The 21088-nt window shown below is 72.3% G+C and carries 18 protein-coding genes; 7 read left to right on the forward strand and 11 right to left on the reverse strand.

Annotated features, from left to right (window positions below):
* Position 1: 1 nt before the first annotated feature.
* Genes QF034_RS07480 through QF034_RS07495 form a run of 4 tightly spaced genes read right to left on the reverse strand, consistent with a single transcriptional unit; the run spans position 2 to position 4491 of the window.
* Positions 2 to 913: a DUF2510 domain-containing protein gene (locus QF034_RS07480; RefSeq protein ID WP_307179825.1), complete on the reverse strand. Its 912-nt coding sequence runs from the start codon at positions 911 to 913 to the stop codon at positions 2 to 4.
* A 49-nt stretch (positions 914 to 962) separates the two neighbouring features.
* Positions 963 to 1748 carry a 3-oxoacyl-ACP reductase gene (locus QF034_RS07485; protein ID WP_307174180.1) on the reverse strand — a complete coding sequence of 262 codons (786 nt, stop codon included), beginning with the start codon at positions 1746 to 1748 and terminating at the stop codon, positions 963 to 965.
* Positions 1745 to 3118 carry an aldehyde dehydrogenase family protein gene (locus tag QF034_RS07490; RefSeq protein WP_307174181.1) on the reverse strand — a complete coding sequence of 458 codons (1374 nt, stop codon included), beginning with the start codon at positions 3116 to 3118 and terminating at the stop codon, positions 1745 to 1747. Before QF034_RS07490 ends, QF034_RS07485 begins: the two co-directional genes overlap by 4 nt.
* Before the next feature lie 8 nt (positions 3119 to 3126).
* Positions 3127 to 4491, reverse strand: a complete 1365-nt coding sequence (locus tag QF034_RS07495; protein WP_307174182.1) for a glutamine synthetase family protein — start codon at positions 4489 to 4491, stop codon at positions 3127 to 3129.
* A gap of 84 nt (positions 4492 to 4575) precedes the next feature.
* Between QF034_RS07495 and QF034_RS07500 the strand changes: the two genes are divergently transcribed.
* The 3 genes from QF034_RS07500 to QF034_RS07510 all read left to right on the forward strand — a co-directional run bounded on the left by QF034_RS07500 (position 4576) and on the right by QF034_RS07510 (position 7595).
* Positions 4576 to 5310 carry a FadR/GntR family transcriptional regulator gene (locus tag QF034_RS07500; protein WP_307174183.1) on the forward strand — a complete coding sequence of 245 codons (735 nt, stop codon included), beginning with the start codon at positions 4576 to 4578 and terminating at the stop codon, positions 5308 to 5310.
* Positions 5311 to 5434: 124 nt separating this feature from the next.
* Positions 5435 to 6880 carry an ethanolamine permease gene (gene eat / locus QF034_RS07505; RefSeq protein WP_307174184.1) on the forward strand — a complete coding sequence of 482 codons (1446 nt, stop codon included), beginning with the start codon at positions 5435 to 5437 and terminating at the stop codon, positions 6878 to 6880.
* Between the two features lie 22 nt (positions 6881 to 6902).
* Positions 6903 to 7595 carry a gamma-glutamyl-gamma-aminobutyrate hydrolase family protein gene (locus tag QF034_RS07510; RefSeq protein ID WP_307174185.1) on the forward strand — a complete coding sequence of 231 codons (693 nt, stop codon included), beginning with the start codon at positions 6903 to 6905 and terminating at the stop codon, positions 7593 to 7595.
* A 356-nt stretch (positions 7596 to 7951) separates the two neighbouring features.
* Here QF034_RS07510 and QF034_RS07515 read toward each other — a convergent pair whose 3' ends face one another.
* A complete protein-coding gene (locus tag QF034_RS07515; RefSeq protein WP_307174186.1) occupies positions 7952 to 8881 on the reverse strand; it encodes a LysR family transcriptional regulator in 930 nt (309 codons plus the stop codon).
* Between the two features lie 71 nt (positions 8882 to 8952).
* On the opposite strand from QF034_RS07515, the gene QF034_RS07520 reads away from it, so the two are divergent.
* Positions 8953 to 10113 carry a TDT family transporter gene (locus tag QF034_RS07520; protein WP_307174187.1) on the forward strand — a complete coding sequence of 387 codons (1161 nt, stop codon included), beginning with the start codon at positions 8953 to 8955 and terminating at the stop codon, positions 10111 to 10113.
* On the opposite strand, the gene QF034_RS07525 is transcribed toward QF034_RS07520, so the two are convergent.
* The 4 genes from QF034_RS07525 to QF034_RS07540 all read right to left on the reverse strand — a co-directional run bounded on the left by QF034_RS07525 (position 10025) and on the right by QF034_RS07540 (position 15382).
* A complete protein-coding gene (locus QF034_RS07525; protein ID WP_307174188.1) occupies positions 10025 to 10744 on the reverse strand; it encodes a helical backbone metal receptor in 720 nt (239 codons plus the stop codon). The genes QF034_RS07520 and QF034_RS07525 overlap by 89 nt on opposite strands.
* Entirely contained in the window at positions 10741 to 11310 is a 570-nt protein-coding gene (locus QF034_RS07530; protein ID WP_307174189.1) for a helix-turn-helix domain-containing protein, read from the reverse strand. Before QF034_RS07530 ends, QF034_RS07525 begins: the two co-directional genes overlap by 4 nt.
* Before the next feature lie 369 nt (positions 11311 to 11679).
* Positions 11680 to 14298: an ABC transporter permease/substrate binding protein gene (locus QF034_RS07535; protein WP_307174190.1), complete on the reverse strand. Its 2619-nt coding sequence runs from the start codon at positions 14296 to 14298 to the stop codon at positions 11680 to 11682.
* Entirely contained in the window at positions 14291 to 15382 is a 1092-nt protein-coding gene (locus QF034_RS07540) for a quaternary amine ABC transporter ATP-binding protein (RefSeq protein ID WP_307174191.1), read from the reverse strand. Before QF034_RS07540 ends, QF034_RS07535 begins: the two co-directional genes overlap by 8 nt.
* A 169-nt stretch (positions 15383 to 15551) precedes the next feature.
* Between QF034_RS07540 and QF034_RS07545 the strand changes: the two genes are divergently transcribed.
* Together QF034_RS07545 and QF034_RS07550 are read left to right on the forward strand one after the other, a co-directional pair.
* On the forward strand, positions 15552 to 16481 hold the full coding sequence (locus tag QF034_RS07545; RefSeq protein WP_307179826.1) for a 5'-3' exonuclease: 930 nt from the start codon (positions 15552 to 15554) through the stop codon (positions 16479 to 16481).
* A gap of 125 nt (positions 16482 to 16606) precedes the next feature.
* Positions 16607 to 17449: a siderophore-interacting protein gene (locus QF034_RS07550; RefSeq protein ID WP_307174192.1), complete on the forward strand. Its 843-nt coding sequence runs from the start codon at positions 16607 to 16609 to the stop codon at positions 17447 to 17449.
* A gap of 464 nt (positions 17450 to 17913) precedes the next feature.
* On the opposite strand, the gene QF034_RS07555 is transcribed toward QF034_RS07550, so the two are convergent.
* On the reverse strand, positions 17914 to 18495 hold the full coding sequence (locus tag QF034_RS07555; RefSeq protein WP_307174193.1) for a GNAT family N-acetyltransferase: 582 nt from the start codon (positions 18493 to 18495) through the stop codon (positions 17914 to 17916).
* 80 nt (positions 18496 to 18575) lie between these two features.
* Between QF034_RS07555 and QF034_RS07560 the strand changes: the two genes are divergently transcribed.
* Positions 18576 to 19562: an RluA family pseudouridine synthase gene (locus QF034_RS07560; protein ID WP_307174194.1), complete on the forward strand. Its 987-nt coding sequence runs from the start codon at positions 18576 to 18578 to the stop codon at positions 19560 to 19562.
* Here QF034_RS07560 and QF034_RS07565 read toward each other — a convergent pair.
* On the reverse strand, positions 19556 to 21088 hold the full coding sequence (locus tag QF034_RS07565) for a cytochrome P450 (protein WP_307174195.1): 1533 nt from the start codon (positions 21086 to 21088) through the stop codon (positions 19556 to 19558). The genes QF034_RS07560 and QF034_RS07565 overlap by 7 nt on opposite strands.

The following is a 21088-nucleotide window of genomic DNA, read 5'->3' on the forward strand; positions in this document are numbered from 1 at the left end:
GTCAGTCAGACGGGCCGATGCTGCTGCCCACGCCGCCGCCCGGGTCCGCGTCGCCGAACGGCCGGATGCCCTTGGTGATGCGGTCCATGTCGGCGAGCGGCGGTCCGTCCTCGCCCGCGTCGAAGACGTAGCGGACGAGGACGGGCGACTCGGTGCCGACGCTGGACGGGAAGACGAGCGACTGGACGTAGCCGCCCGGCCCCTTGGCGGTCCGCACGCGCCAGCGCACGAGGTACCCGGCGCGGCCCGCCACCGCGACCGGCCCGGACTTGACCTGCTGGTGCGACTCGATGCCCCCGTAGAGCTCGCGGCCGAGCGTGTCGCGGTCGTAGGCCTCGTCGGCCGCGTCCTCGATGTCCGCCTTGGCGAGAGCCTCGGGGGACTTCTCGTCGTTCTCGGTCACCGTGCGGGAGAAGACCATGCCGTGGCGGCACAGGCCGACGCCGCCGGGGCAGTCGTAGGTGCCGTCGGTCGTCATGACGACGTCGTCCTGGGCCACGTACTGCGGCCGGACCCAGCCGTCGAGCAGCGGGTAGGTGACGCCGTTGAGCTGGTCCTCGACGACGGCCGGGTCGTCGGCGGACGGCTCGGACGTGGACGGGGACGCCTCGGGGGTCGTCGCCGACGGGCCGTTCGGGGCCGGGGGCGCGGACGTCGGGGCCGTCCGTGTCTGCGCGCCCTCCCCGTCGTCGCTCAGCACGACGGCTCCGGTGACGATCGCCGCGACGAGGACGGCTCCGGCGGCGATGAGGGCGACGGCCTTGGCGCGGCCGGTGCCGCCGCCCGGGGGCGGAGGCACCGGGACCGTGGGGGCCTCGGGCGCGCGGCGGTGCTCGGTCCAGGCCGTGCCGTCCCACCAGCGTTCCAGATGGGGGCCGTGCGGGTCGGGGTACCAGCCGGGCGGTGGCGTCATGCTCATCCCGGCACTGTAGAGCGAGAGCCCGGCCGTCCGGGCACGGCTCCTACAGGGGTGTGACGTACGCCCCCGCGATCCCGCCGTCGACCAGGAAGTCGGTGGCGTTCACGAAGGAGGAGTCGTCGCTGGCGAGGAAGGCCACGGCCGCGGCGATCTCCTCGGCCTCGGCGAACCGGCCCAGCGGGATGTGCACCAGGCGGCGCGCGGCACGCTCCGGGTCCTTGGCGAACAGCTCCTGGAGGAGCGGGGTGTTGACCGGGCCGGGGCACAGGGCGTTGACCCGGATGCCCTCGCGGGCGAACTGCACGCCCAGCTCACGGGACATGGCGAGGACGCCGCCCTTGGACGCCGTGTACGAGATCTGGCTGGTGGCGGCGCCCATCCTGGCCACGAAGGACGCCGTGTTGATGATCGAGCCCCTGCCCTGGCGTTGCATGTACGGGATGGCGGCCTTGCAGCAGAGGTAGACGGAGGTGAGGTTGACCTCCTGGACGCGCTTCCAGGCCTCCAGGCCGGTCTCCAGGATGGAGTCGTCGTCGGGCGGGGAGATGCCGGCGTTGTTGAAGGCGATGTCGACGCTGCCGTAGGTGTCGTGGGCCGTCCTGAAGAGGGCCTCGACCTGCTCGGGGTCGGTGACGTCCACCTTCACGAAGATGCCGCCGGTCTCCTCGGCGGCCGCCTTGCCGCGTGCGTCGTCGACGTCGCCGCAGACGACGTGCGCTCCTTCGGAGGCGAGGCGGCGGGCGGCGGCGAGGCCGATGCCGCTGCCGGCTCCGGTGACGACGGCGGTGCGGCCGACCAGCCGGCGGCAGATGCTTTCCTGAGCGGTCACTGTGCGGGGCCCTCCGTGCTGATGAAGACGTTCTTGGTTTCGGTGAAGGCGGCCAGGGCCTCGGGGCCGAGCTCGCGGCCGACGCCCGACTGCTTGTAGCCGCCGAAGGGGGTCCAGTAGCGGACGCTGGCATGGGAGTTGACGGACAGGTTGCCGGCGCGGACGGCCTGGGAGACGCGCAGGGCGCGGCCGACGTCCCGGGTCCAGATGGAGCCGGAGAGGCCGTACGGGGTGTCGTTGGCGAGGCGGATCGCGTCGGCCTCGTCGGTGAAGGGCAGCAGGACGGCGACCGGGCCGAAGATCTCCTCGCAGGCCGCCGCCGAGTCGGGCCGCTCCTCGGTGAGGACGGTCGGCGGGAACCAGAAGCCGGGCCCCTCGGGCGCGCTGCCGCGCAGGGCCGGGGCGTCCTCGGGCACGAACCCCTTGACACGGTCGAGTTGCTGCCGGGAGATCAGCGGGCCCATCTGGGTCTTCTCGTCGGCCGGGTCGCCCACCACCACGGCGGCCAGCGTCTCGGCGAGCAGCTCGCGGACCTCGTCGTACACCGTCTCCTGGACCAGGATGCGGGTGCGGGCGCAGCAGTCCTGGCCGGAGTTGTCCAGGAAGGAGAAGGGGTCGACGGCGGCCTTCAGGTCGGCGTCGGCGAAGACGATGTTCGGGCTCTTGCCGCCGAGTTCGAGGGTGACCGGCTTGATCTGCTCGGCGCCGAGCGCCGCGACCCGCCGGCCGGTCCTGGTGGAGCCGGTGAAGACGATCTTGGCGACCCCTGGGTGGCGTACCAGCGCGTCGCCGGTGACGGCGCCGTGTCCGGGCAGGACCTGGAAGAGGTGCTCCGGGAGCCCGGCCTCCAGGGCGAGTTCGGCCAGGCGCAGGGCGGTGAGCGGGGTGGTCTCGGCGGGCTTGAGGAGCACTGCGTTCCCGGCCGCCAGGGCGGGGGCGGTACCCCAGGCGGCGATCGGCATGGGGAAGTTCCAGGGCGCGATCACGCCGACGACGCCGAGCGGTTCGAGGATCGTGACGTCGAGGCCGCCGGGCACCGGGATCTGCCGGCCGGTGAGCCGCTCCACTCCCCCGGCCGCGTAGTCCAGCAGGTCCCGGACGTTGCCGGCCTCCCAGCGGGCGTTGCCGATGGTGTGGCCGGCCTCCCGGACTTCCAGGCGGGCCAGTTCCTCCAGGTGCTCGTCGACGGTGGCCGCGAAGCGGCGCAGCAGCCGGGCGCGGTCGCCGGGGGTGAGCGCGGCCCAGATCCGCTGTGCCCTGGCGGCATGGGTGACGGCCGCGTCGATGTCCGCCGGGGTCGCCCCGGCGATGGCGGCGACGACTTCCTCGGTCGCGGGGTTCAGTACTTCCAGAAGGTGCTCGGAAGACAAGGAGGACCTCACATGCGTTCGAAGGAGCGGCGCAGCTCCCAGTCGGTCACCGCGGCGTCGAAGGCGTCCAGTTCGACGCGCGCCATGTTGCGGTAGTGCGCGACGACCTCGTCCCCGAAGGCGGAGCGGGCGATGGGGCTGTTCTCCCAGAGCTCGGCCGCCTCGCGCAGGGTGGTGGGGACGTGGGCGAAGTCGGCGGCGTAGGCGTTGCCGGGGCAGGGCTCGGGCAGTTCCAGCTTCTGCTCGATGCCGTGCAGTCCGGCCGCGACCAGCCCGGCCACGGCGAGGTAGGGGTTGACGTCGCCGCCGGGCAGCCGGTTCTCGAAGCGCATCGAGCGGCCGTGGCCGACCACGCGCAGCGCGCAGGTGCGGTTGTCATGGCCCCAGGCGACGGCGGTCGGGGCGAAGGAGCCGGGCTGGAACCGCTTGTAGGAGTTGATGTTGGGGGCGTAGAGGAGGGAGAAGTCGCGCAGCGCGGCGAGCTGGCCGGCGAGGAAGTGGCGCATGACGTCCGACATGCCGTCCTCGCCGTCGCCTGCCATGGCGTTGGTGCCGTCGGCGTCGGCGAGCGAGAGGTGGATGTGGCAGGAGTTGCCCTCGCGCTCGTTGTACTTGGCCATGAAGGTGATCGACATGCCCTCCTGGGCGGCGATCTCCTTGGCGCCGGTCTTGTAGACGGCGTGCTGGTCGCAGGTGACCAGGGCCTCGTCGTAGCGGAAGGCGATCTCGTGCTGGCCGGGGTTGCACTCGCCCTTGGCGGACTCCACGGTGAGGCCGGCGGCCGCCATCTCGTTGCGGATGCGGCGCAGCAGAGGCTCGATGCGGCCGGTGCCGAGGACCGAGTAGTCGATGTTGTACTGGTTGGCCGGGGTGAGGCCTCTGTAGTCGGCGTCCCAGGCCTGTTCGTAGGTGTCCTTGAAGACGATGAACTCCAGCTCGGTGCCGACCTGGGCGGTGTAGCCGAGGTCGGCGAGGCGCTCCAGCTGGCGGCGCAGGATCTGGCGGGGTGCGGCGACCACGGGCGAGCCATCGTTCCAGGCGAGGTCGGCGTGGAGCATGGCCGTGCCCTCGTTCCAGGGGACGCGGCGCAGGGTGCTCAGGTCCGGGTGCATGGCGAAGTCGCCGTAGCCGCGGTCCCAGGAGGACATCGCGTAGCCGTCGACGGTGTTCATCTCGGTGTCGACGGCGAGCAGGTAGTTGCAGCCCTCCGTGCCGTGCTGGAGGACCTCGTCGAGGAAGAAGCGCGCGGCGAACCGCTTGCCCTGGAGCCGCCCTTGCATGTCGGGGAAGGCCAGGACGACAGTGTCGATCTCACCGCCGGCGACGAGGGCGTGCAGTTCCTCGACGCTCAGCGGGGGTGTGCGGTCTGCCACGGGAGGGCCTCCTTGGCTCCTTGGGTCCGCCGGGAGCCATAAGGTATTCCTGAGAACCATTGCTTGGGAAGGGGGTACGGCCACATGCCGGAGGAAGCTGGCGGCGAGATGCGGGACGGGCTGACGCCGGTGCTGCGGCCGGTGCGCGCGGGCAACGGCTTCGAGGAGGCACTGGAGCAGATCCTCCAGGTCGTACGGCTGGGCCTGGTGCCGGGGGGCGAGCGGCTGCCGGCCGAGCGGGAGCTGGCGGAGCGGCTGGGGATCAGCCGGGTGACGCTGCGCGAGGTGCTGAAGGTGCTCCAGGACCAGGGGCTGGTGGAGTCGCGGCGGGGCCGGTACGGCGGCACGTTCGTGCTGCCCCGCACGGACGCCGGCGGCGAGGACGAGCTGCGGCGCCGGATCGCCGAGATCGACATAGAGGACGTGCTGCGGTTCCGGGAGGTGCTGGAGGTGGGCGCGGCCGGGCTGTGCGCGGTGCACGGACTGGAGGACAAGCAGGCGCGGCGGCTCCGGGAGGCCCTGGCGCGCACGCACGAGGCGCCGCTCGCCGACTACCGCCGCCTGGACACGCTGCTGCACCTCACGCTGGCCGAGCTGTGCGGCTCGCCGACGCTGACCGCGCAGTACGCGGCGGTACGGGCCACGGTGAACGACCTGCTCGACTGCATCCCGCTGCTCGTGCGCAACCTGGAGCACTCGCAGCGGCAGCACACGGCCCTGGTGGAGGCTGTGATCGAGGGCGACGCCGACCAGGCGCGGGAGATCACGCGCGAGCACTGCGCGGGGACGGCGGCGCTGCTGCGCGGCTTTCTCGGCTGAGCCGTGGCCGGCCGTGGGCGACGTGAGGATTTACGGGCGATTAACGCAGGGGTCTTGCCATCCCCGGGCCGGCACCGAAAAGGTATGGATCCATTCCATTGAGCCGGAGCTCGGGAGTCTGCCCATGTCCCAGGAATCCACCAGCCCACCCGCCGCCGCGCAGGCGGACGACTATCTGGAACGCAGGGCGCTCCGCCGCGGCAGCGCCGGCTGGGTGCTGCTGACCGGACTCGGCGTCGCCTACGTCGTCTCCGGTGACTACTCGGGCTGGAACTTCGGCCTGGCCGAGGGCGGCTTCGGGGGCCTGGCGATCGCCATGGTGCTCATGGGCGCCATGTACGCGTGCATGGTCTTCGCCCTCGCCGAGCTGTCCTCGATCCTGCCGGCGGCGGGCGGCGGCTATGGCTTCGCCCGCCGGGCGCTCGGCCCGTGGGGCGGGTTCCTGACCGGTACGGCGATCCTCATCGAGTACGTCCTCGCGCCCGCCGCCATCGTCATCTTCATCGGCGACTACGTCGAGTCGCTGGGCCTGTTCGGCCTGGAGTCCGGCTGGCCGATGTACCTGGTCTGCTTCGCGATCTTCCTCGGCATCCACCTCTGGGGCGTCGGCGAGGCGCTGCGCTTCAGCTTCGTCGTCACCGGCATCGCGGTGGCCGCCCTGATCGTGTTCGCGCTGGCGGCGCTGCCGGACTTCTCGGTCGCCTCGCTGGACGACATCCCGGTCGACTCCTCCGCCGCGGGGTCGAACTCCTGGCTTCCGTTCGGCCTGCTCGGCATCTGGGCGGCGTTCCCGTTCGGCATGTGGTTCTTCCTGGGCGTCGAGGGCGTGCCGCTGGCCGCCGAGGAGACCAGGGACCCGGCCCGCACGCTGCCGAAGGCGATCCGCTGGTCGATGGGCATCCTGGTCGTCCTGGCGGTGGTGACCTTCGTCGCGGCGGCGGGAGCACGCGGCTCGGCCGCGATCCAGGAGGCGGGCAACCCGCTCGTCGAGGCGCTCCAGCCGGACGGCAGGGCGACGACGCTGAGCCGGATCGTGAACTACGCGGGCCTGGCCGGCCTCGTGGCGTCGTTCTTCTCCCTGATCTACGCGGGCTCGCGCCAGCTGTTCGCCCTGTCCCGCGCGGGCTATCTGCCCCGCTTCCTGTCCCTCACCAGCCGCCGCAAGGCGCCGTACCTGGGCCTGCTGGTGCCCGGCACGATCGGCTTCCTGCTGGCGGCGGTGTCCGGGAACGGCGCCCGGATGCTGAACATCGCGGTCTTCGGCGCGACCATCTCCTACGCGCTGATGTCGCTGTCGCACATCGTGCTGCGCCGCCGCGAGCCGGAGCTGCCGCGGCCGTACCGCACGCCCGGCGGGGTGCTGACCTCCTCCGTCGCCCTGGTGCTGGCCTGTGCGGCGCTGGTGGCGACGTTCCTGGTGGATGTGACGGCGGCGTTCATCGCCCTCGCGGTGTACGTCGTGGCCCTCGCGTACTTCGGTCTGTACAGCCGGAAGCGGCTGGTGGCGAAGGCGCCGGAGGAGGAGTTCGCGGCGCTCGCCGCGGCCGAGGCAGAGTTGACACGGGACTGAGGCGTCGATCGTTGAGGGAGTTGTGGTGGCCAGGCCGTTGATCGGTGTCAGCACCTACCTGGAGTCCGGTGCGCGCTGGGGGGTATGGGAACTGGAGGCCGCGCTGCTGCCGGTCGGCTATCCCCGGCTCGTGCAGCGGGCGGGCGGCCTGGCGGCGATGCTTCCGCCGGACGACCCCGCGTACGCGGCCGAGGCCGTGGCCCGGCTGGACGGGCTGGTCATCGCGGGCGGGCCGGATGTGGAGCCCGTACGGTACGGCGCCGAGCCGCATCCCCGCACCGGGCCGCCCGCGCGAGAGCGGGACGCCTGGGAGCTGGCCCTGATCGACGCGGCCCTCTCGGCGCGGGTTCCGCTGCTCGGCATCTGCCGGGGCATGCAACTGCTGAACGTCGCCCTGGGCGGGACGCTGGTGCAGCACCTCGACGGTCATGCGGAGGTCGTGGGCGTCTTCGGCAGCCATGCGGTCAAGCCGGTGCCGGGGAGTCTGTACGCCGCTGTCGTGCCGGAGGAGACGGCGGTGCCGTCGTACCACCACCAGGCCGTGGACCGCCTGGGCGAGGGGCTCGTGCCGTCGGCCTACGCGGACGACGGCACGGTGGAGGCGCTGGAACTGCCGTCCGGGGAGGGGTGGGTGCTGGGAGTGCAGTGGCATCCGGAGATGGGCGAGGACGTACGGGTGATGCGGGCGCTGGTGGAGACGGCGGGTCCGGCCTGACCCGGTGCCCGCACACACCCAGGGGGCCCCGCCCCCTGGACCCCCGGCCTATGCCCACCCACCACCCGAAACGGTCGGCCAGGAGGCCGGGCTCGAATCGCCAAGCGGAGCCACACCCAGGCTGTCGGCGAACCGGCCGGCCGGCCGGGTGGCCGGGTGGCCGGGTGGCCGGGTGGCCGGGTGGCCGGGTGGCCGGGCTTGAAGCGCCGGGCTGAGTCACTCCCCCCCAGCCCGTCCGGCGATTGAGGACGAGGCCGTTCAGGCCGATGGGGGTCCAGGGGGCGGAGCCCCCTGGCGGGGTCGAAGGGGCGGAGCCCCTGGGGATGGGACGGGTAGGGGCGGCGGGGGCGAGGAAACTACCCGCGCGTCAGCGACAGCAGATCCCGCGCCGGCCCGGTAGGGCGATGCCCCGTCGGCCACACCGCCCGGAGGTCCCGCGCCAGCGCGACCCCCTCCACCGGCACCCGCACCAGCCGCCGCATCGCCAACTCCTCCCCCACCGCCAGTTCACTCAGCACCGCCGGCCCCGCCCCACTCACCGCCGCCGCCTTGACCGCCGTCGTGGACGACAACTCGATCAGCGGCCGGGCCAGCCCGCCCAACGCCGCGTCCAGGACCTGACGGGTGCCGGAGCCCTTCTCGCGCAGGATCAGCGGCGTCGACGCCAGTTCCTCCGCGGCCAGGGAACGCCGCCGCCGGGCCCACGGATGGGCAGGAGCCGTGACCACGATCAGCCGGTCATGGGCGATGACCACCGAGTCCAGCCCCGTGGGGACCGTCAGCCCCTCGACGAACCCCAGGTCCGCCTCGTCCGCCAGCAGCCGCTCCGCGACCACCGTCGAGTTCCCGGCATGCAGGGACACCGCCGTGTCGGGCCGCTGGGCGCGCAGCGCGAGCAGCCAGCCGGGCAGCAGATACTCGGCGATCGTCATGCTCGCCGCCACCCGCAACCGCGAGTCGCGCCGGTCGCGCAGCGCTTGCGCCCCCACGTCGAACGCCTCCGCCGCCTCGACGATCCGCCGCGCCCAGTCCGTCACCAGCGCACCGGCGTCCGTGAGCCGGGACCCGCGCGGTGAGCGGTCGACCAGCGCCACGCCGAGCTGCCGCTCCATCGACCGGATCCGGCTGCTGGCCGCGGGCTGGGTGATGCCGAGTTCCCGCGCCGCCCCGCCGAGGCTCCCGAGCCGGGCCACCGCCAGCAGCAGCTCAAGGCCGCCCAGATCCGGCACCCGGTGCGCGAGAGACCCTCCGGCCGGGACCTCACCCTGCTCTTCGCTCCTGCTCATAAATCCAGCTTATGTCGCCATAGAGACATGCTCCCTGGCGGTGGGGTGCCCACGGCCCGACCGTGGGAGTCATGGTCACCGCAGCCCAGCCGGCCCGGCCCCTTCCGCGCGCTGTCTCCGTCCGTCACCTCGGACCCAACTGGTACGCCACGGTCATGGGCACCGCCGTCGTCGCCACCGCCGGGACCGCCCTGTCGCCGCACCACCCCGGCCTGCGTGGCGCGCCGGCCGGTGTCTGGGCTCTCTCGCTGGTCCTCCTCGTCACCCTGCTCTGCGCCCGGGCCGCGCACTGGGTCCACCACCGGGACCAGGCTCGCGCCCACCTTCTCGACCCGGCGACGGCTCCCTTCTACGGCTGCCTCGCCATGGCCCTGCTCGCCGTCGGCGGCGGTGCCCTCGGCGTCGGCCGGGACTGGATCGGCGTGCGGGCGGCCGTGGCGCTCGACGCCGTCCTGTTCGGCGCCGGTACGGCGCTCGGGCTGGCCGCCGCCGTCGCGGTGCCGTATCTGATGGCCGTACGCCACCGGGCCGAGCCGGGACAGGCCACGCCCGTGTGGCTGCTGCCGCTGGTCGCGCCGATGGTGTCGGCCGCCGTCGGGCCGCCGCTGGTGCCGCATCTGCCGCCCGGTCAGGCCCGGGAGACGCTGCTCCTCGGCTGCGTCGCGCTGTTCGGGCTGAGCCTGCTCGCGACCCTGGTCATGCTGCCGCTGGTCTTCGGGCGGCTGATCACCGGCGGTCCGCTGCCGCTCGCCCTCACCCCGACGCTGTTCCTGGTGCTCGGGCCGCTCGGGCAGTCCACGACCGCCGTCGGCGCGTTCGCGGACGTCGCCCCCGGGGTCGTGCCGGCGCCGTACAGCCAGGGTTTCGGTGTCCTCGCCGTGCTGTACGGCGTGCCCGTGATGGGGTTCGCGCTGCTGTGGTTCTGCCTCGCCACCGCCCATGTGCTGCGCGCCCGGCGGCACGGGATGCGGTTCTCGATGACCTGGTGGTCGTTCACCTTCCCGGTCGGCACCTGTGTCACGGGCGCCGAGGCACTCGGCCGCCACACCGGACTCGTGGCCTACACGGGGCCGGCTCTCGCGCTGTACGCGCTGCTGGTCGCCGCGTGGGCCACGGCCGCCGTGGGCACCGTGCGCGGGCTGCTCAGGGGCGAGCTGCTCGCAGGGCCCGGCCCAGTACCCGTGGCGCCTCGGCCAGCGACGGTCCGTACCACGTCAGGTGCCGTCCGCTGACGAGCGCGCAGGGCAGGCCGGGGAAGGCCTCCGGGCCGTCGTCCGCGGTGAAGCGGTAGGGCTCGTCAGGAAGGACCACCATGTCCGGCGCGGCGGCGCGGAGTTCCTCCAGCGGGACGCGCGGGTAGCGGTCGGGGTGCGTCGCGTGCACGTGGTCGACGCCGAGACGGGCCAGGACGTCGCCCGCGAAGGTGTCACGGCCCAGCACCATCCACGGACGGCGCCAGATCGGCACGACCGCCGTCAGACGGGCCGGAGGCGGCGGCAGGGACGACCAGGTCTCCTCCGCCTCGTCCAGCCAGCGCGGGCGGGCCGCCACCCCGCAGGCGTCCAGGACCCGGGCCAGTTCCCGGAAGGCCTGCGGCACGTCCCGGATCTCCGTCACCAGGACCTCGACGCCCGCCGCGCGCAGGGCCGCGAGGTCGGGTGCGCGGTTCTCCTCCTCGTTGGCGATCACCAGGTCGGGAGCGAGGGAGACGATCCGGTCGGTCTTCGGGTTCTTCGTGCCGCCGACGCGTACGACGTCGAGGCCGGGCGGATGCGTGCACCAGTCGGTGGCGCCGGCCAGGGCGCCGGGCGCCGACCGGGTCACGGCCTCGGTCAGCGACGGGACCAGCGAGACGACCCTCACCGGCGGGGCCGGTCCCGGACCGCCTCGATGTGTTCGGCCACGGCGACGACGATCACCCGGGTGTCGGACTCCGCCGCCCGCCAGCGGTGCCGCACACCGCCGGTGAGGTACAGCGTGTCCCCGCGGCCGAGCCGGTAGGCGCGGCCCTCCGCCTCGATCTCCACGGCGCCGTCGGCGACGTACATCAACTGGTCGTTGCGGTACTGGAATTCACGGCCGGCGTCGTGGTCGCCGGTGAACTCGGAGGCGTGCATCTGGTGGTGGCCGCGCACCAGGGACCGGGTCCGGGGACGGGGCAGCGGTTCGGTGTCGTCGGCGCGCACGACGTCCACGCTGCACGCCGGGTCGGCCGCGGCGAGGAGCTCGACCGCCGTGGTGCGCAGGGCGTCGGCGACCTTCTCCAGGGAACTCGTGCTGGGCCGCGCCCGGTCGTTCTCGACCTGGCTGAGGAACGGGACCGACAGGCCGCTGCGCTCGGCCACGACGGCGAGAGTGAGCTCCAGCGCGCGGCGGCGCCGCCGCACGGCCGCGCCCACCCGAAGGGGCTGCTCTTTGTGGTCGCCCATCGCTCCGGCTCCCTCCTTCGCCCGTCGATCCGGTCCCGGTACGCCGGTGGTCCGGCGCACTGCTCGTGTTGAGTTGTCTGCACCCTACGCATGTTCGGCGAACCGGTGCATGCGCCTGTCACATCGACGCCGGAACGGACGGCGTGCGACCTCACACTTCGCGCCAGGGGCTGCGCCGTCCTCGGGGGCGACGCGCGCGTTCCCCCTACGGGAGGAACAGGCGGGGAGAAGGGGTTCAGGGGGTGGCGTAGCGTTCTGTGGTTGTCCGGATCCTGTTCGTGGGTCCTGCCCCGGGTCGGGTCCGGGTACGGATGAGGGTACGCGTACGGGGCGGGACGCGGTGTGTCGCGTCCCGCCCCGTACCGGGCCTCACTGCGGCGTCATGCGCTCCACCATGTCGGGGTGCTGCTTCAGCCACGCGGCGACGGCCTCTTCCTCATGGCCCTGGCCGCGGTTCTTGATCTCGCTCTCCAGGCTGCCGAGCTCGGCCTCGCTCATCTTGAAGTTCTTGATCCACTTCGTGAGCTGCGGGTACTCCTCGGGGAACTTCTCGTTGGAGATGGTGCGGATCGTGTTGCCCTCGCCGAAGGCCTTCTTGGGGTCCTTCAGCTTGGTCAGCTCGTAGTCGCTGTATGCCCAGTGGGGCGACCAGAGCGTGACGGCGATCGGCTCCTTCTTGGCGTACGCGCGCTTCAGCTCGGCCAGCATGGCCGGGGTGGAGCCGTCGACGGCCTCGTACTCCTTGTCGAGGCCGTAGCCGGGCAGGACCTTGTTCTTCAGCAGGTCCATCTCGCCGGTGCCGGGCTCGATGCCGATGATCTTCCCGTCGAAGGTGCCGGCCTTGCCCTTGAGGTCCTCCAGGGAGTCGACGCCCTTGACGTAGGACGGTACGGCGATCTCCAGGGAGGTCGGTTCGTACCAGGTGCCGAGGTCCTTGAGCCGGTCCTTGTTCTTGTCCCAGTAGTTCTTCTGGGCGTAGGGCAGCCAGGCGTCGAAGTTGAGGTCGAGGTCGCCCGAGGCCAGACCCGTGTAGACGGGGCCGACGTCCATCTGCTTGAGGTTCAGCTTGTAGCCGCGCCGCTCCAGGACGTTCTTCCACAGGTAGGTGACGGCGATGTCCTCGTCCCAGGGGAACCACGCCACGTCCAGCGGTCGCTTCGCCTCGGCGGGCGTGCCGCCGCCGGCTCCCTTCACCGGGGCGAGCTTGTCGACGTAGCCGGGGTGCTGCTTCAGCCAGGCGCGGACGGCCTCCTGCTGATTGCCCTTGCCGGCCTTGTTGATCTCGGCTTCGAGGCTGGTGAGCTCCTTCTCGCTCATCTTGAACTTCTTCAGCCAGCCGGCGACCGTCGGGTCGTCGTCCGCGAAGCCCTTGCGGGCCAGCGTGTGCACGCCGTCGCCTGCACCCCAGGCGCCCTTGGTGTCCTTGAGCTTCTTCAGCTTGTAGTCGTTGTACGCCCAGTGCGGCGACCAGAGCGTGACGACGATCGGCTCCTTCTCGGCGTACGCGCGCTTCAGCTCGGCCAGCATCGCGGGCGTGGAGCTGTCGACGACCTTGTACTCCTTGTCCAGGCCGTACTCCTTGAGGACCTTGCTCTTGAGCAGGGCCATCTCGCCGGCGCTGGACTCGATGCCGGTGATCTTGCCGCCGAACTCGGACGCCTTGCCCTTGAGGTCCGCCAGGGAGTCGACGCCCTTCATGTAGGAGGGCACGGAGAGCTCCAGGGACGTCTTGTCGTACCAGGCGCCCAGGTCGTCGAGCTGCTTGCCGTACTTCTTCCAGTACTGGGCGTGGGTCGTCGGCAGCCAGGCGTCCGTCTGGAAGTCGACGTCGCCCTGCGCGAGCGAGGTGTACAGCGGGCCGGCGTCGAGCTGCTTGGCCTCGACCTGGTAGCCGCGCTGCTCCAGGACCTCCTTCCAGAGGAAGGTGGAGGCGACGCCCTCGTCCCAGGGGATGTAGCCGATGCTGATCTTCTTGCCCTGGCCGACGTCCTTGCTGCCGGCCGCGGCGGTGGAGCCGGTGCCGGCACTGCCGAAGACGCCCATGCCGCCGGAGACGAGGGCGAGCACGACGACGCCGATCACGGCGACGGCCGGGCGGGGCCGGTACGACCAGATCTTCAGCCCCTGGGCGGCGCGCAGCCGGGCGGCGGCGCGGCGGCCGAGCGGGGAGACCTGGGTGCCCAGCGCGCTGGTCATGCGGTCGAGGTAGATCGCCAGGATCACGATGCCGACACCGGCCTCGGCGCCCAGGCCGACGTTGAGCTGGCCGATGGCCTGGTTGACGTCGCCGCCGAGACCGCCGGTGCCGACCATGCCGGCGATGGCGGCCATGGACAGGCCGAGCATGATGACCTGGTTGACGCCGGCCATGACCGTGGGCAGGGCGAGGGGCAGCTGGACGCGCAGCAGGATGTTGCGGGGTGTGGTGCCGAACGCGTCGGCGGCCTCGACCAGTTCCCTGTCGACCTGGCGGATGCCGAGTTCGGTCATGCGCACGCCCGGGGCGAGCGCGAAGATCAGGGTGGCGACGATGCCGGCGGAGGCGCCGGTGCCGAAGAAGAGGATCGCCGGGATGAGGTAGACCATCGCGGGCAGCGTCTGCATGAAGTCCAGGACGGGCCGGACCAGACCGCTGACGCGGTCCGAGCGGGCCGCCCAGATGCCCACCGGTATGGAGATCACCAGCGCGATGACGGTCGCCACGAGGACGAGCGTCAGGGTGATCATCGCGTTCTCCCACAGGTCGAGGGAGTCGATGAACGCGAATCCCGCGAAGGTGAGGACACCGGCGAGGGTGCCGCGCAGCCAGAAGGCGATCACGGCGAAGATGCCCGCGAGGAGCAGCGGTTGGGGAGCCTGAAGGACGGCGTTGATGCCGTCGTAGAGGCCGAGGAAGACGGTCTTGCAGAAGTCGAACAGCCACCCCATGTGGGTGGTGAGCCAGTCGACAGCGTCGTTGACCCAGGTGCCGAGCTGAATCCTAGGCACGGGCGGTCACCTTCTCTCCGCCCGCGTCCCGCGGGGAGTCGCAGGGCTCCGGGGTGGTGTCCTGCTCGTCTCCGAGGAAGCCGACCAGGCGCTGCCGGGGGACGACACCGATCAGCTTGTTGTCCTCGTCCACGACCGAGACGGGGTGGGAGAGCCGGGCGCTGATCGCGCACAGCTCCGTGAACGGGGTGTCGGCCGTGGCGGTCTCGCAGTGGCAGCCGGGGTCGTCGCCGGTGACCGAGGTGTCCATGAGCTCGCCGGTGGTCAGCACGCGGGAGCGGTCGACGTCCTGGGTGAAGGAGGCGACGTAGTCGTTCTCCGGCCGCAGCAGGATGTCCTGCGCGGTGCCGATCTGCACGATCTCGCCGTCGCGCATGACGGCGATGCGGTCGCCGAGGCGCATGGCCTCGTTCAGGTCGTGGGTGATGAAGACGATCGTCTTCTTCAGCTTCTGCTGGAGCTCCAGCAGCTGGTCCTGCATGTCGCGGCGGATCAGCGGGTCGAGGGCGCTGAAGGACTCGTCCATCAGCAGCAGGTCGGCGTCGGTGGCGAGCGCGCGGGCGAGACCGACGCGCTGCTGCATGCCGCCGGACAGCTCGTCGGGCCAGGACTTCTCCCAGCCGGCCAGGCCGCACAGGGCGAGCGCCTCGTCGGCGCGGCGTACGCGCTCGGCGCGGGGCACGCCCTGCACTTCCAGACCGTAGGCGGCGTTCTCGCGGACGCTGCGGTGCGGGAAGAGCGCGAAGTGCTGGAACACCATGCTGATCTTCTTGGAGCGGACGGCGCGCAGCTCGCGGTCGCCGAGCGTGGTCAGGTCCTGGCCGTCGAAGCGCACATGTCCGGCGGTCGGCTCCAGCAGGCCGTTCAGCATGCGCAGCAGGGTGGACTTGCCGGAGCCGGACAGGCCCATGACGACGAAGATCTGGCCGGGCTCGACGGTGAAGGACGCGTCGATGACGGCGGCGGTCGCGCCCTCGGCGCGCAGCTCCTCCCGGCCGGCCCCGGCGCGGAGCCGCTCGACCGCCTGATCCGGTCTCCTGCCGAACACTTTGTACAGGCTCTCTGCCTGAAGCCTTGCGGACACGTGCACCTCGATTTGGACGGCAATAGAACAGAGCGAGGGCAGGGCGCAAAAGTTGAATTGCGCAACCAGCCTCGCTGCGGGGCGGCGCCTCCCCTCGATTCCGGATCCCAAACGCACAAGTGGGGCGCGTCACATATGAGGCATGTCGCTGTCGGTGGCGTACGGCATGATGCGTGACGTGACCGGACGACTGATGCTCCTCGACACCGCCTCGTTGTACTTCCGCGCCTACTTCGGCGTCCCGGACTCGGTGAAGGCACCGGACGGCACGCCGGTGAACGCCGTGCGCGGGCTGCTCGACTTCATCGACCGCCTGGTCCGGGACCACCGCCCGGACCACCTCGTGGCCTGCATGGACGCCGACTGGCGGCCGCACTGGCGGGTGGAGCTGATCCCCTCCTACAAGGCCCACCGCGTCGCCGAGGAGCACGCGGCCGGCCCGGACGAGGAGGAGGTGCCGGACACGCTGTCACCGCAGGTCCCGGTCATCGAGGCGGTGCTGGACGCGGTGGGCATCGCGCGCGTGGGCGTCGCGGGATACGAGGCCGACGACGTGATCGGCACGTTCACGGCGCGGGCGAAGGGCCCGGTCGACATCGTCACGGGCGACCGCGACCTGTACCAGCTGGTGGACGACGCGCGCGGGGTGCGCGTGCTGTACCCGCTGAAGGGCGTGGGCACGCTGCAGCTCACCGATGAGGCATGGCTCCGTGGGAAGTATGGGGTCGACGGCAGCGGGTACGCGGATCTGGCCCTGCTGCGCGGCGACCCCAGCGACGGCCTGCCGGGCGTGCCGGGCATCGGCGAGAAGACGGCCGCCAAGCTGCTGGCGGAGTTCGGGGATCTGGCCGGGATCCTGGCGGCGGTGGAGGACCGGGGGTCGAAGCTGACGCCGACGCAGCGCAGGCGGCTGGACGAGGCGCGCCCGTATCTCGCGGTCGCGCCGAAGGTGGTCCGGGTCGCGGCCGACGTGCCGCTGCCGGACGTCACGACGGCGGTGCCGCGGACGCCGCGCGACCCTGCGGAGCTGGAGGCACTGGCGGCCCGCTGGGGACTGGGCGGGTCACTGGAGCGCCTGCTGACGACGCTCGCGGTGTGACCGGTGCTGGGGCCGACGACTCTCCTGAGACCGGTGGCCCCCAGCAACTTGGCGTCCGAGAGGTGTCACGCGGGGGCGAGGTGCTAGCTTAGGTAAGCCTAACTATGCGAATCAGGGAGGTCCTCATGGCAGAGCGACCGGGACGCCAGCCGCGCAAGCCCCACTCCGCTCAGGTCGTCCGCACCGAGCGGCTGACCCCGCACATGCAGCGCGTGGTGCTCGGTGGCGAGGGCCTCGCCGACTTCGCGGTGGGCGCGTGCACCGACCACTATGTGAAGCTGCTGTTCCCGCCGGAGGGCGTGACCTATCCCGAGCCCTTCGACATGCAGCGCGTCCGCGACGAGCTGCCGCGCGACCAGTGGCCGGTGACCCGGACGTACACGGTGCGCCAGTGGGACGCCGAACACCGCGAGCTGACGCTGGACTTCGTCATCCACGGCGACGAGGGCCTGGCCGGCCCGTGGGCGGCGCGCGTCCAGCCGGGCGAGACCGTGTGGTTCATGGGCCCCGGCGGGGCGTACGCGCCCGACCCGGACGCCGACTGGCACCTGCTCGTCGGCGACGAGAGCGCGCTGCCCGCGATCGCCCGCTCCCTGGAGGCACTGCCGCGCGGGGCGAGGGCCCACGCCTTCATCGAGGTCTCCGGCCCCGAGGAGGAGCAGAAGATCGACTCCGACGTGGAGGTCGTCTGGCTGCACCGCGGTGACCGGCCGCTCGGCGAGGCACTCGTCGAGGCCGTGCGGGGCCTCGCGTTCCCCGAGGGCCGGGTGCACGCCTTCGTGCACGGCGAGGCGCACTTCGTGAAGGAGCTGCGCCGGCTGCTCCGCGTCGAGCGCGGCATCGCGCGCGAGGACCTGTCGATCTCCGGCTACTGGCGCCGCGGCCACAACGAGGACGGCTGGCAGGCGTCGAAGCGGGAGTGGAACGCCCGCATCGAGGCGGAGCAGGAGAACACCCCGGCCGCCTGAGCGACGCCAGCGCGTCCCCTCCGGGCCGGGCGTGTGCGGTCTGACGGTGTGCCTGTCGGCATCTGAGGGTCAGTTCCCCGCCCGGCCTCCGGACATGCTGCGCCCAGCCGTCTCGGTCCCATCCTGGCGTGGCGTGGTCAGTCGCCCCAGCTGGCCCGGCATGCTGCAGCCCCTGGCCCCGGCCCCGGAGCCTGCTGCGGCCAGTCCCCCCCCCCCCCCCCCCCCCCCGCATGCGGCGGTCGAGCCGCCCCGGCCATCCCGGGCGTGGCCAGGTCAGTCGCCCAGCCATCCCGGCATGCCGCAACCCGTCGCTCCGCCCCCGGCAAGCCGCAGTCGGTCACCCCGGCCCTTCCGGCGTGCCGGAGCCCGTGGCCCCGACCCCCCAGGCATGCCTCGGCCACTCCCCCGGCCCTCCCGGATGCCGAGGCCAGTGACCCAGCCCCCTCCCCCCTGGCAAGCCGCAGTCAGTCGCCCCGCACGCGCGCGTGCAGGTGCATGTCGTGCCAGCCGTCCGGGTGCAGGATGGCGCTGCGTTTCGTGCCTTCGAGGGCGAAACCGGTCCGCGAGGCGACCCTGCAGGAGGCCTCGTTGCGTACGGCGTGCAGCAGTTCGAGTCGGTGGAAACCGGTCTCGTCGAGCGCCCAGTGGGCGAGTGCGGTCGTGGCCCGGGCCGCGACGCCCCGGCCGCGTGCCGCCGGGACGGTCCAGTACGCCACCTCCGCCGTGCCGTCGCCGAGCCGTATCTCGCGCAGCGCCACCCGCCCCAGCAGCCGGTCGGAGTCCGCGTCGACGACGGCCCACTGCGCCTCCCGCTGCTCCTCCCACGCCTGATGCCAGTCGCGGATCCAGTCGGCGACCTCCTCCTCGGAGTCGGCGGTCCGGGCGTGCCACTGGTGCATCACGGGGTCCTGGAAGACCTCGTACACCGCGGGCGCGTCTCCGGCCCGCCAGGGGCGCAGGAGGAGTCCGTCGCCGGTGGCGAGGGTGGGCTGGGGCCGGGCGGTGAGGACCTCGGCCGTCAGGACCGGGCTGATCAGGAAGGGCATGCCCACATCCTGTCAAGGGGGCGGTGGGCGGCCCCAGTGGTTTTCCGCCGGTGCCCGGCCGCCTCGTACGCTGGGCCGCGATGAGACGGAAGACGCGTATCCCGCCCGCTCCCCTGCCGCAGCGCCACGGGGTGGACCCGGTGCGGGTACGGCTGCCCGCCGCGGGGGCGTGGGCCACGGTGCGTGAGCATCTGGTGGAGCGGCTCTCGGGCGCCGGTGACGGTGTCGTCGACGGAATGTTCGACGCGGGGCTGGTCGTCAGGGCGGACGGACGGGCCGTGCCGGCGGACGCGCCGTACGTGCCCGGGATGTTCGTGTGGTTCCACCGGGAGCTGCCCGACGAGGTGCCGGTGCCGTTCCCGCTGGAGGTCGTGCACCGGGACGAGCACATCGTCGTCGTGGACAAACCCCACTTCCTCGCCACCACCCCGCGCGGCAGCCATGTCGCCGAGACCGCGCTGGCCCGGCTGCGCCGCGAGCTGGACATCCCCACGCTCGCCGCCGCGCACCGCCTGGACCGGCTCACCGCAGGACTCGTGCTGTTCACCGTGCGCCCCGAGGAGCGCGGCGCGTACCAGACACTCTTCCGCGACCGGCTCGTGCGCAAGGAGTACGAGGCCGTCGCCCCGTACGATCCCGGCCTCGTCCTGCCCCGGACCGTGCGCAGCCGGATCGTGAAGGAGCGCGGCGAGCTCACCGCCCGGGAGGTGCCGGGCGAGCCCAACGCCGTCAGCCGCGTCGAGCTCCTCGACCACCGCCCGGACAGGGCCGGCGGACTCGCCCGGTACCGGCTCGTGCCCGGCACCGGGCAGACCCACCAGCTGCGCGTGCACATGACCGTGCTGGGCGTGCCGATCCTCGGCGACCCGTTCTACCCCGAGGTCACCGCTCCCGTGCCGGCCGGTGACTTCCGGCGCCCGCTGCAACTGCTGGCCCGGGCCCTGGAGTTCACCGACCCGGTCACGGGCGAGGAACACCGGTTCCGCAGCGGCCGGGTGCTCGCAGCCTGGGCGTCGTACGACCGGTGGGCCGCCGGGATGTCCGACGGCCCGTCGGACGGTCAGTAACCGCGCCACCAGCTCAGGAAGCGCTGCCAGACGCCCTTGGGGCGGGCCGGTTCCCCCGCGCCCGGCTGGGCCTGCGGCGGTACGGGGGCCGGCTGGGGTTGGGCCGGGACCGGCTGCGGCTGCGCGGCGGCGACCTGTACGGGCTGGGGCTGCGGCTGCGGCTGCGGCTGCGGCTGCGGCTGCGTGATGCCGATCTGCCAGTCGGAGCGCTGGGCGGGGATGTGGTTGTGGTTCGGCGTCTCCGTGATGTCCTGCGGCGGCTTGGGCGCGAACGTCACCGGCAGTGACACGAGGTGCCGGGAGGCGATGGACGCCGTCCAGTGCAACTCGTCCTCGTCACAGTCGAGTTCGACGTCCGGCAGCCGCATCAGCAGCGCGTCGACGCCGACGTCCGCGATGGAGCGGCCGATGTCCTGGCCGGGGCACTCGTGCGGGCCGCCGCCGAACGCGAGGTGCGACCGGTTGCCCTGCATGCTCGCCTTCAGGTCCGGCCGCACCCGCGGGTCGACGTTGGCCGGCAGCGGGGCGAACAGCAGCCCGTCGCCCCGGCGGATGCGCTGCCCGCCCAGCTCGGTCTCCTGCTTGGCGAAGTAGGCGAAGACGGTGCTGAACGGCGGCTCGTTCCACAGCGACTGCTCCACCGCCTCCGGCACCGTCATCTGGCCACCGTTGAGCTGGGCCCGGAAGCGCGGGTCGATCAGCACCGTGAGCAGCACGTTGGACAGCAGGTTGGTGGTGGCCTCGTAGGCGGCGAAGAGCACCAGGCGCAGGTGCTCCCTGACCTCGTCGTCGGTCAGCCGGGCCGGGTGGGTGATCAGGTAGCTGGCCAGGTCCTCCTCCGGCCGGGCGCGGCGCCGGGCGGTGAGCCGGCTCAGGGCGCCCATGACGTAGGAGTGGCTGGCGATCGCCGTGTCGGTGCCCTTGAGCGCGTCACGGGCGGCCTCGACGAGACGGTCGTTGTACTCGTCGGGCATGCCGAGGATCTCGCACATCACCGCCATCGGCAGGTGCTCGGCGAACTGACCGACGAGGTCGGCCTCGCCCTCCTCGCAGAACCGGTTGACGATGGCCTGCGTGCTGCGGTTGATGTAGCGGCGCAGGCTGCGGAAGTCGATGGTCGAGATGGCGCCCTGGACCGCGCCGCGCAGCCGCTTGTGCTCGTCGCCCTCGGCATGCGAGGCGATGGGCTGCCAGGCGATGTGCGGCATCAGCGGGTGATCGGGCTTGACCAGACCGTCCTTGAGCGGGGTCCAGATCCGGCTGTCCCGGCAGAACTGCGTGGGCGAGCGCACCATGTGCAGGTTCTCGGCGTGGCCGAGCACGATCCAGATCGGTACGTCGTCGTGGAGCAGCACGGGCGCCACGGGGCCGTGCTCCTTCCGCAGCTGCTCGTACAGCCCTGCCAGGTCCTCCGACTCGTGCAGCCGGTGCAGCCCTCCGGGCCCGAGGCCGTGCGCGGGGCAGCCGGGGGGCGGGCCGGGCAGAGGGGTGTCCGTACCCGTCGAGGCGTGGGATTCAGGCGTCAC

Origin of the sequence: Streptomyces africanus (genome assembly GCF_030816955.1) — a bacterium.
Taxonomy (GTDB): domain Bacteria; phylum Actinomycetota; class Actinomycetes; order Streptomycetales; family Streptomycetaceae; genus Streptomyces; species Streptomyces africanus.

Excerpts from the sequence above, each read along its gene's own strand:
- QF034_RS07480 (WP_307179825.1), bottom strand. The coding sequence starts at position 913 with ATGACGCCACCGCCCGGCTGGTACCCCGACCCGCACGGCCCCCATCTG.
- QF034_RS07500 (WP_307174183.1), top strand. The coding sequence starts at position 4,576 with ATGCCGGAGGAAGCTGGCGGCGAGATGCGGGACGGGCTGACGCCGGTG.
- eat (WP_307174184.1), top strand. The coding sequence starts at position 5,435 with ATGTCCCAGGAATCCACCAGCCCACCCGCCGCCGCGCAGGCGGACGAC.
- QF034_RS07515 (WP_307174186.1), bottom strand. The coding sequence starts at position 8,881 with ATGAGCAGGAGCGAAGAGCAGGGTGAGGTCCCGGCCGGAGGGTCTCTC.
- QF034_RS07520 (WP_307174187.1), top strand. The coding sequence starts at position 8,953 with ATGGTCACCGCAGCCCAGCCGGCCCGGCCCCTTCCGCGCGCTGTCTCC.
- QF034_RS07530 (WP_307174189.1), bottom strand. The coding sequence starts at position 11,310 with ATGGGCGACCACAAAGAGCAGCCCCTTCGGGTGGGCGCGGCCGTGCGG.
- QF034_RS07545 (WP_307179826.1), top strand. The coding sequence starts at position 15,552 with ATGCGTGACGTGACCGGACGACTGATGCTCCTCGACACCGCCTCGTTG.
- QF034_RS07550 (WP_307174192.1), top strand. The coding sequence starts at position 16,607 with ATGGCAGAGCGACCGGGACGCCAGCCGCGCAAGCCCCACTCCGCTCAG.
- QF034_RS07555 (WP_307174193.1), bottom strand. The coding sequence starts at position 18,495 with ATGCCCTTCCTGATCAGCCCGGTCCTGACGGCCGAGGTCCTCACCGCC.
- QF034_RS07560 (WP_307174194.1), top strand. The coding sequence starts at position 18,576 with ATGAGACGGAAGACGCGTATCCCGCCCGCTCCCCTGCCGCAGCGCCAC.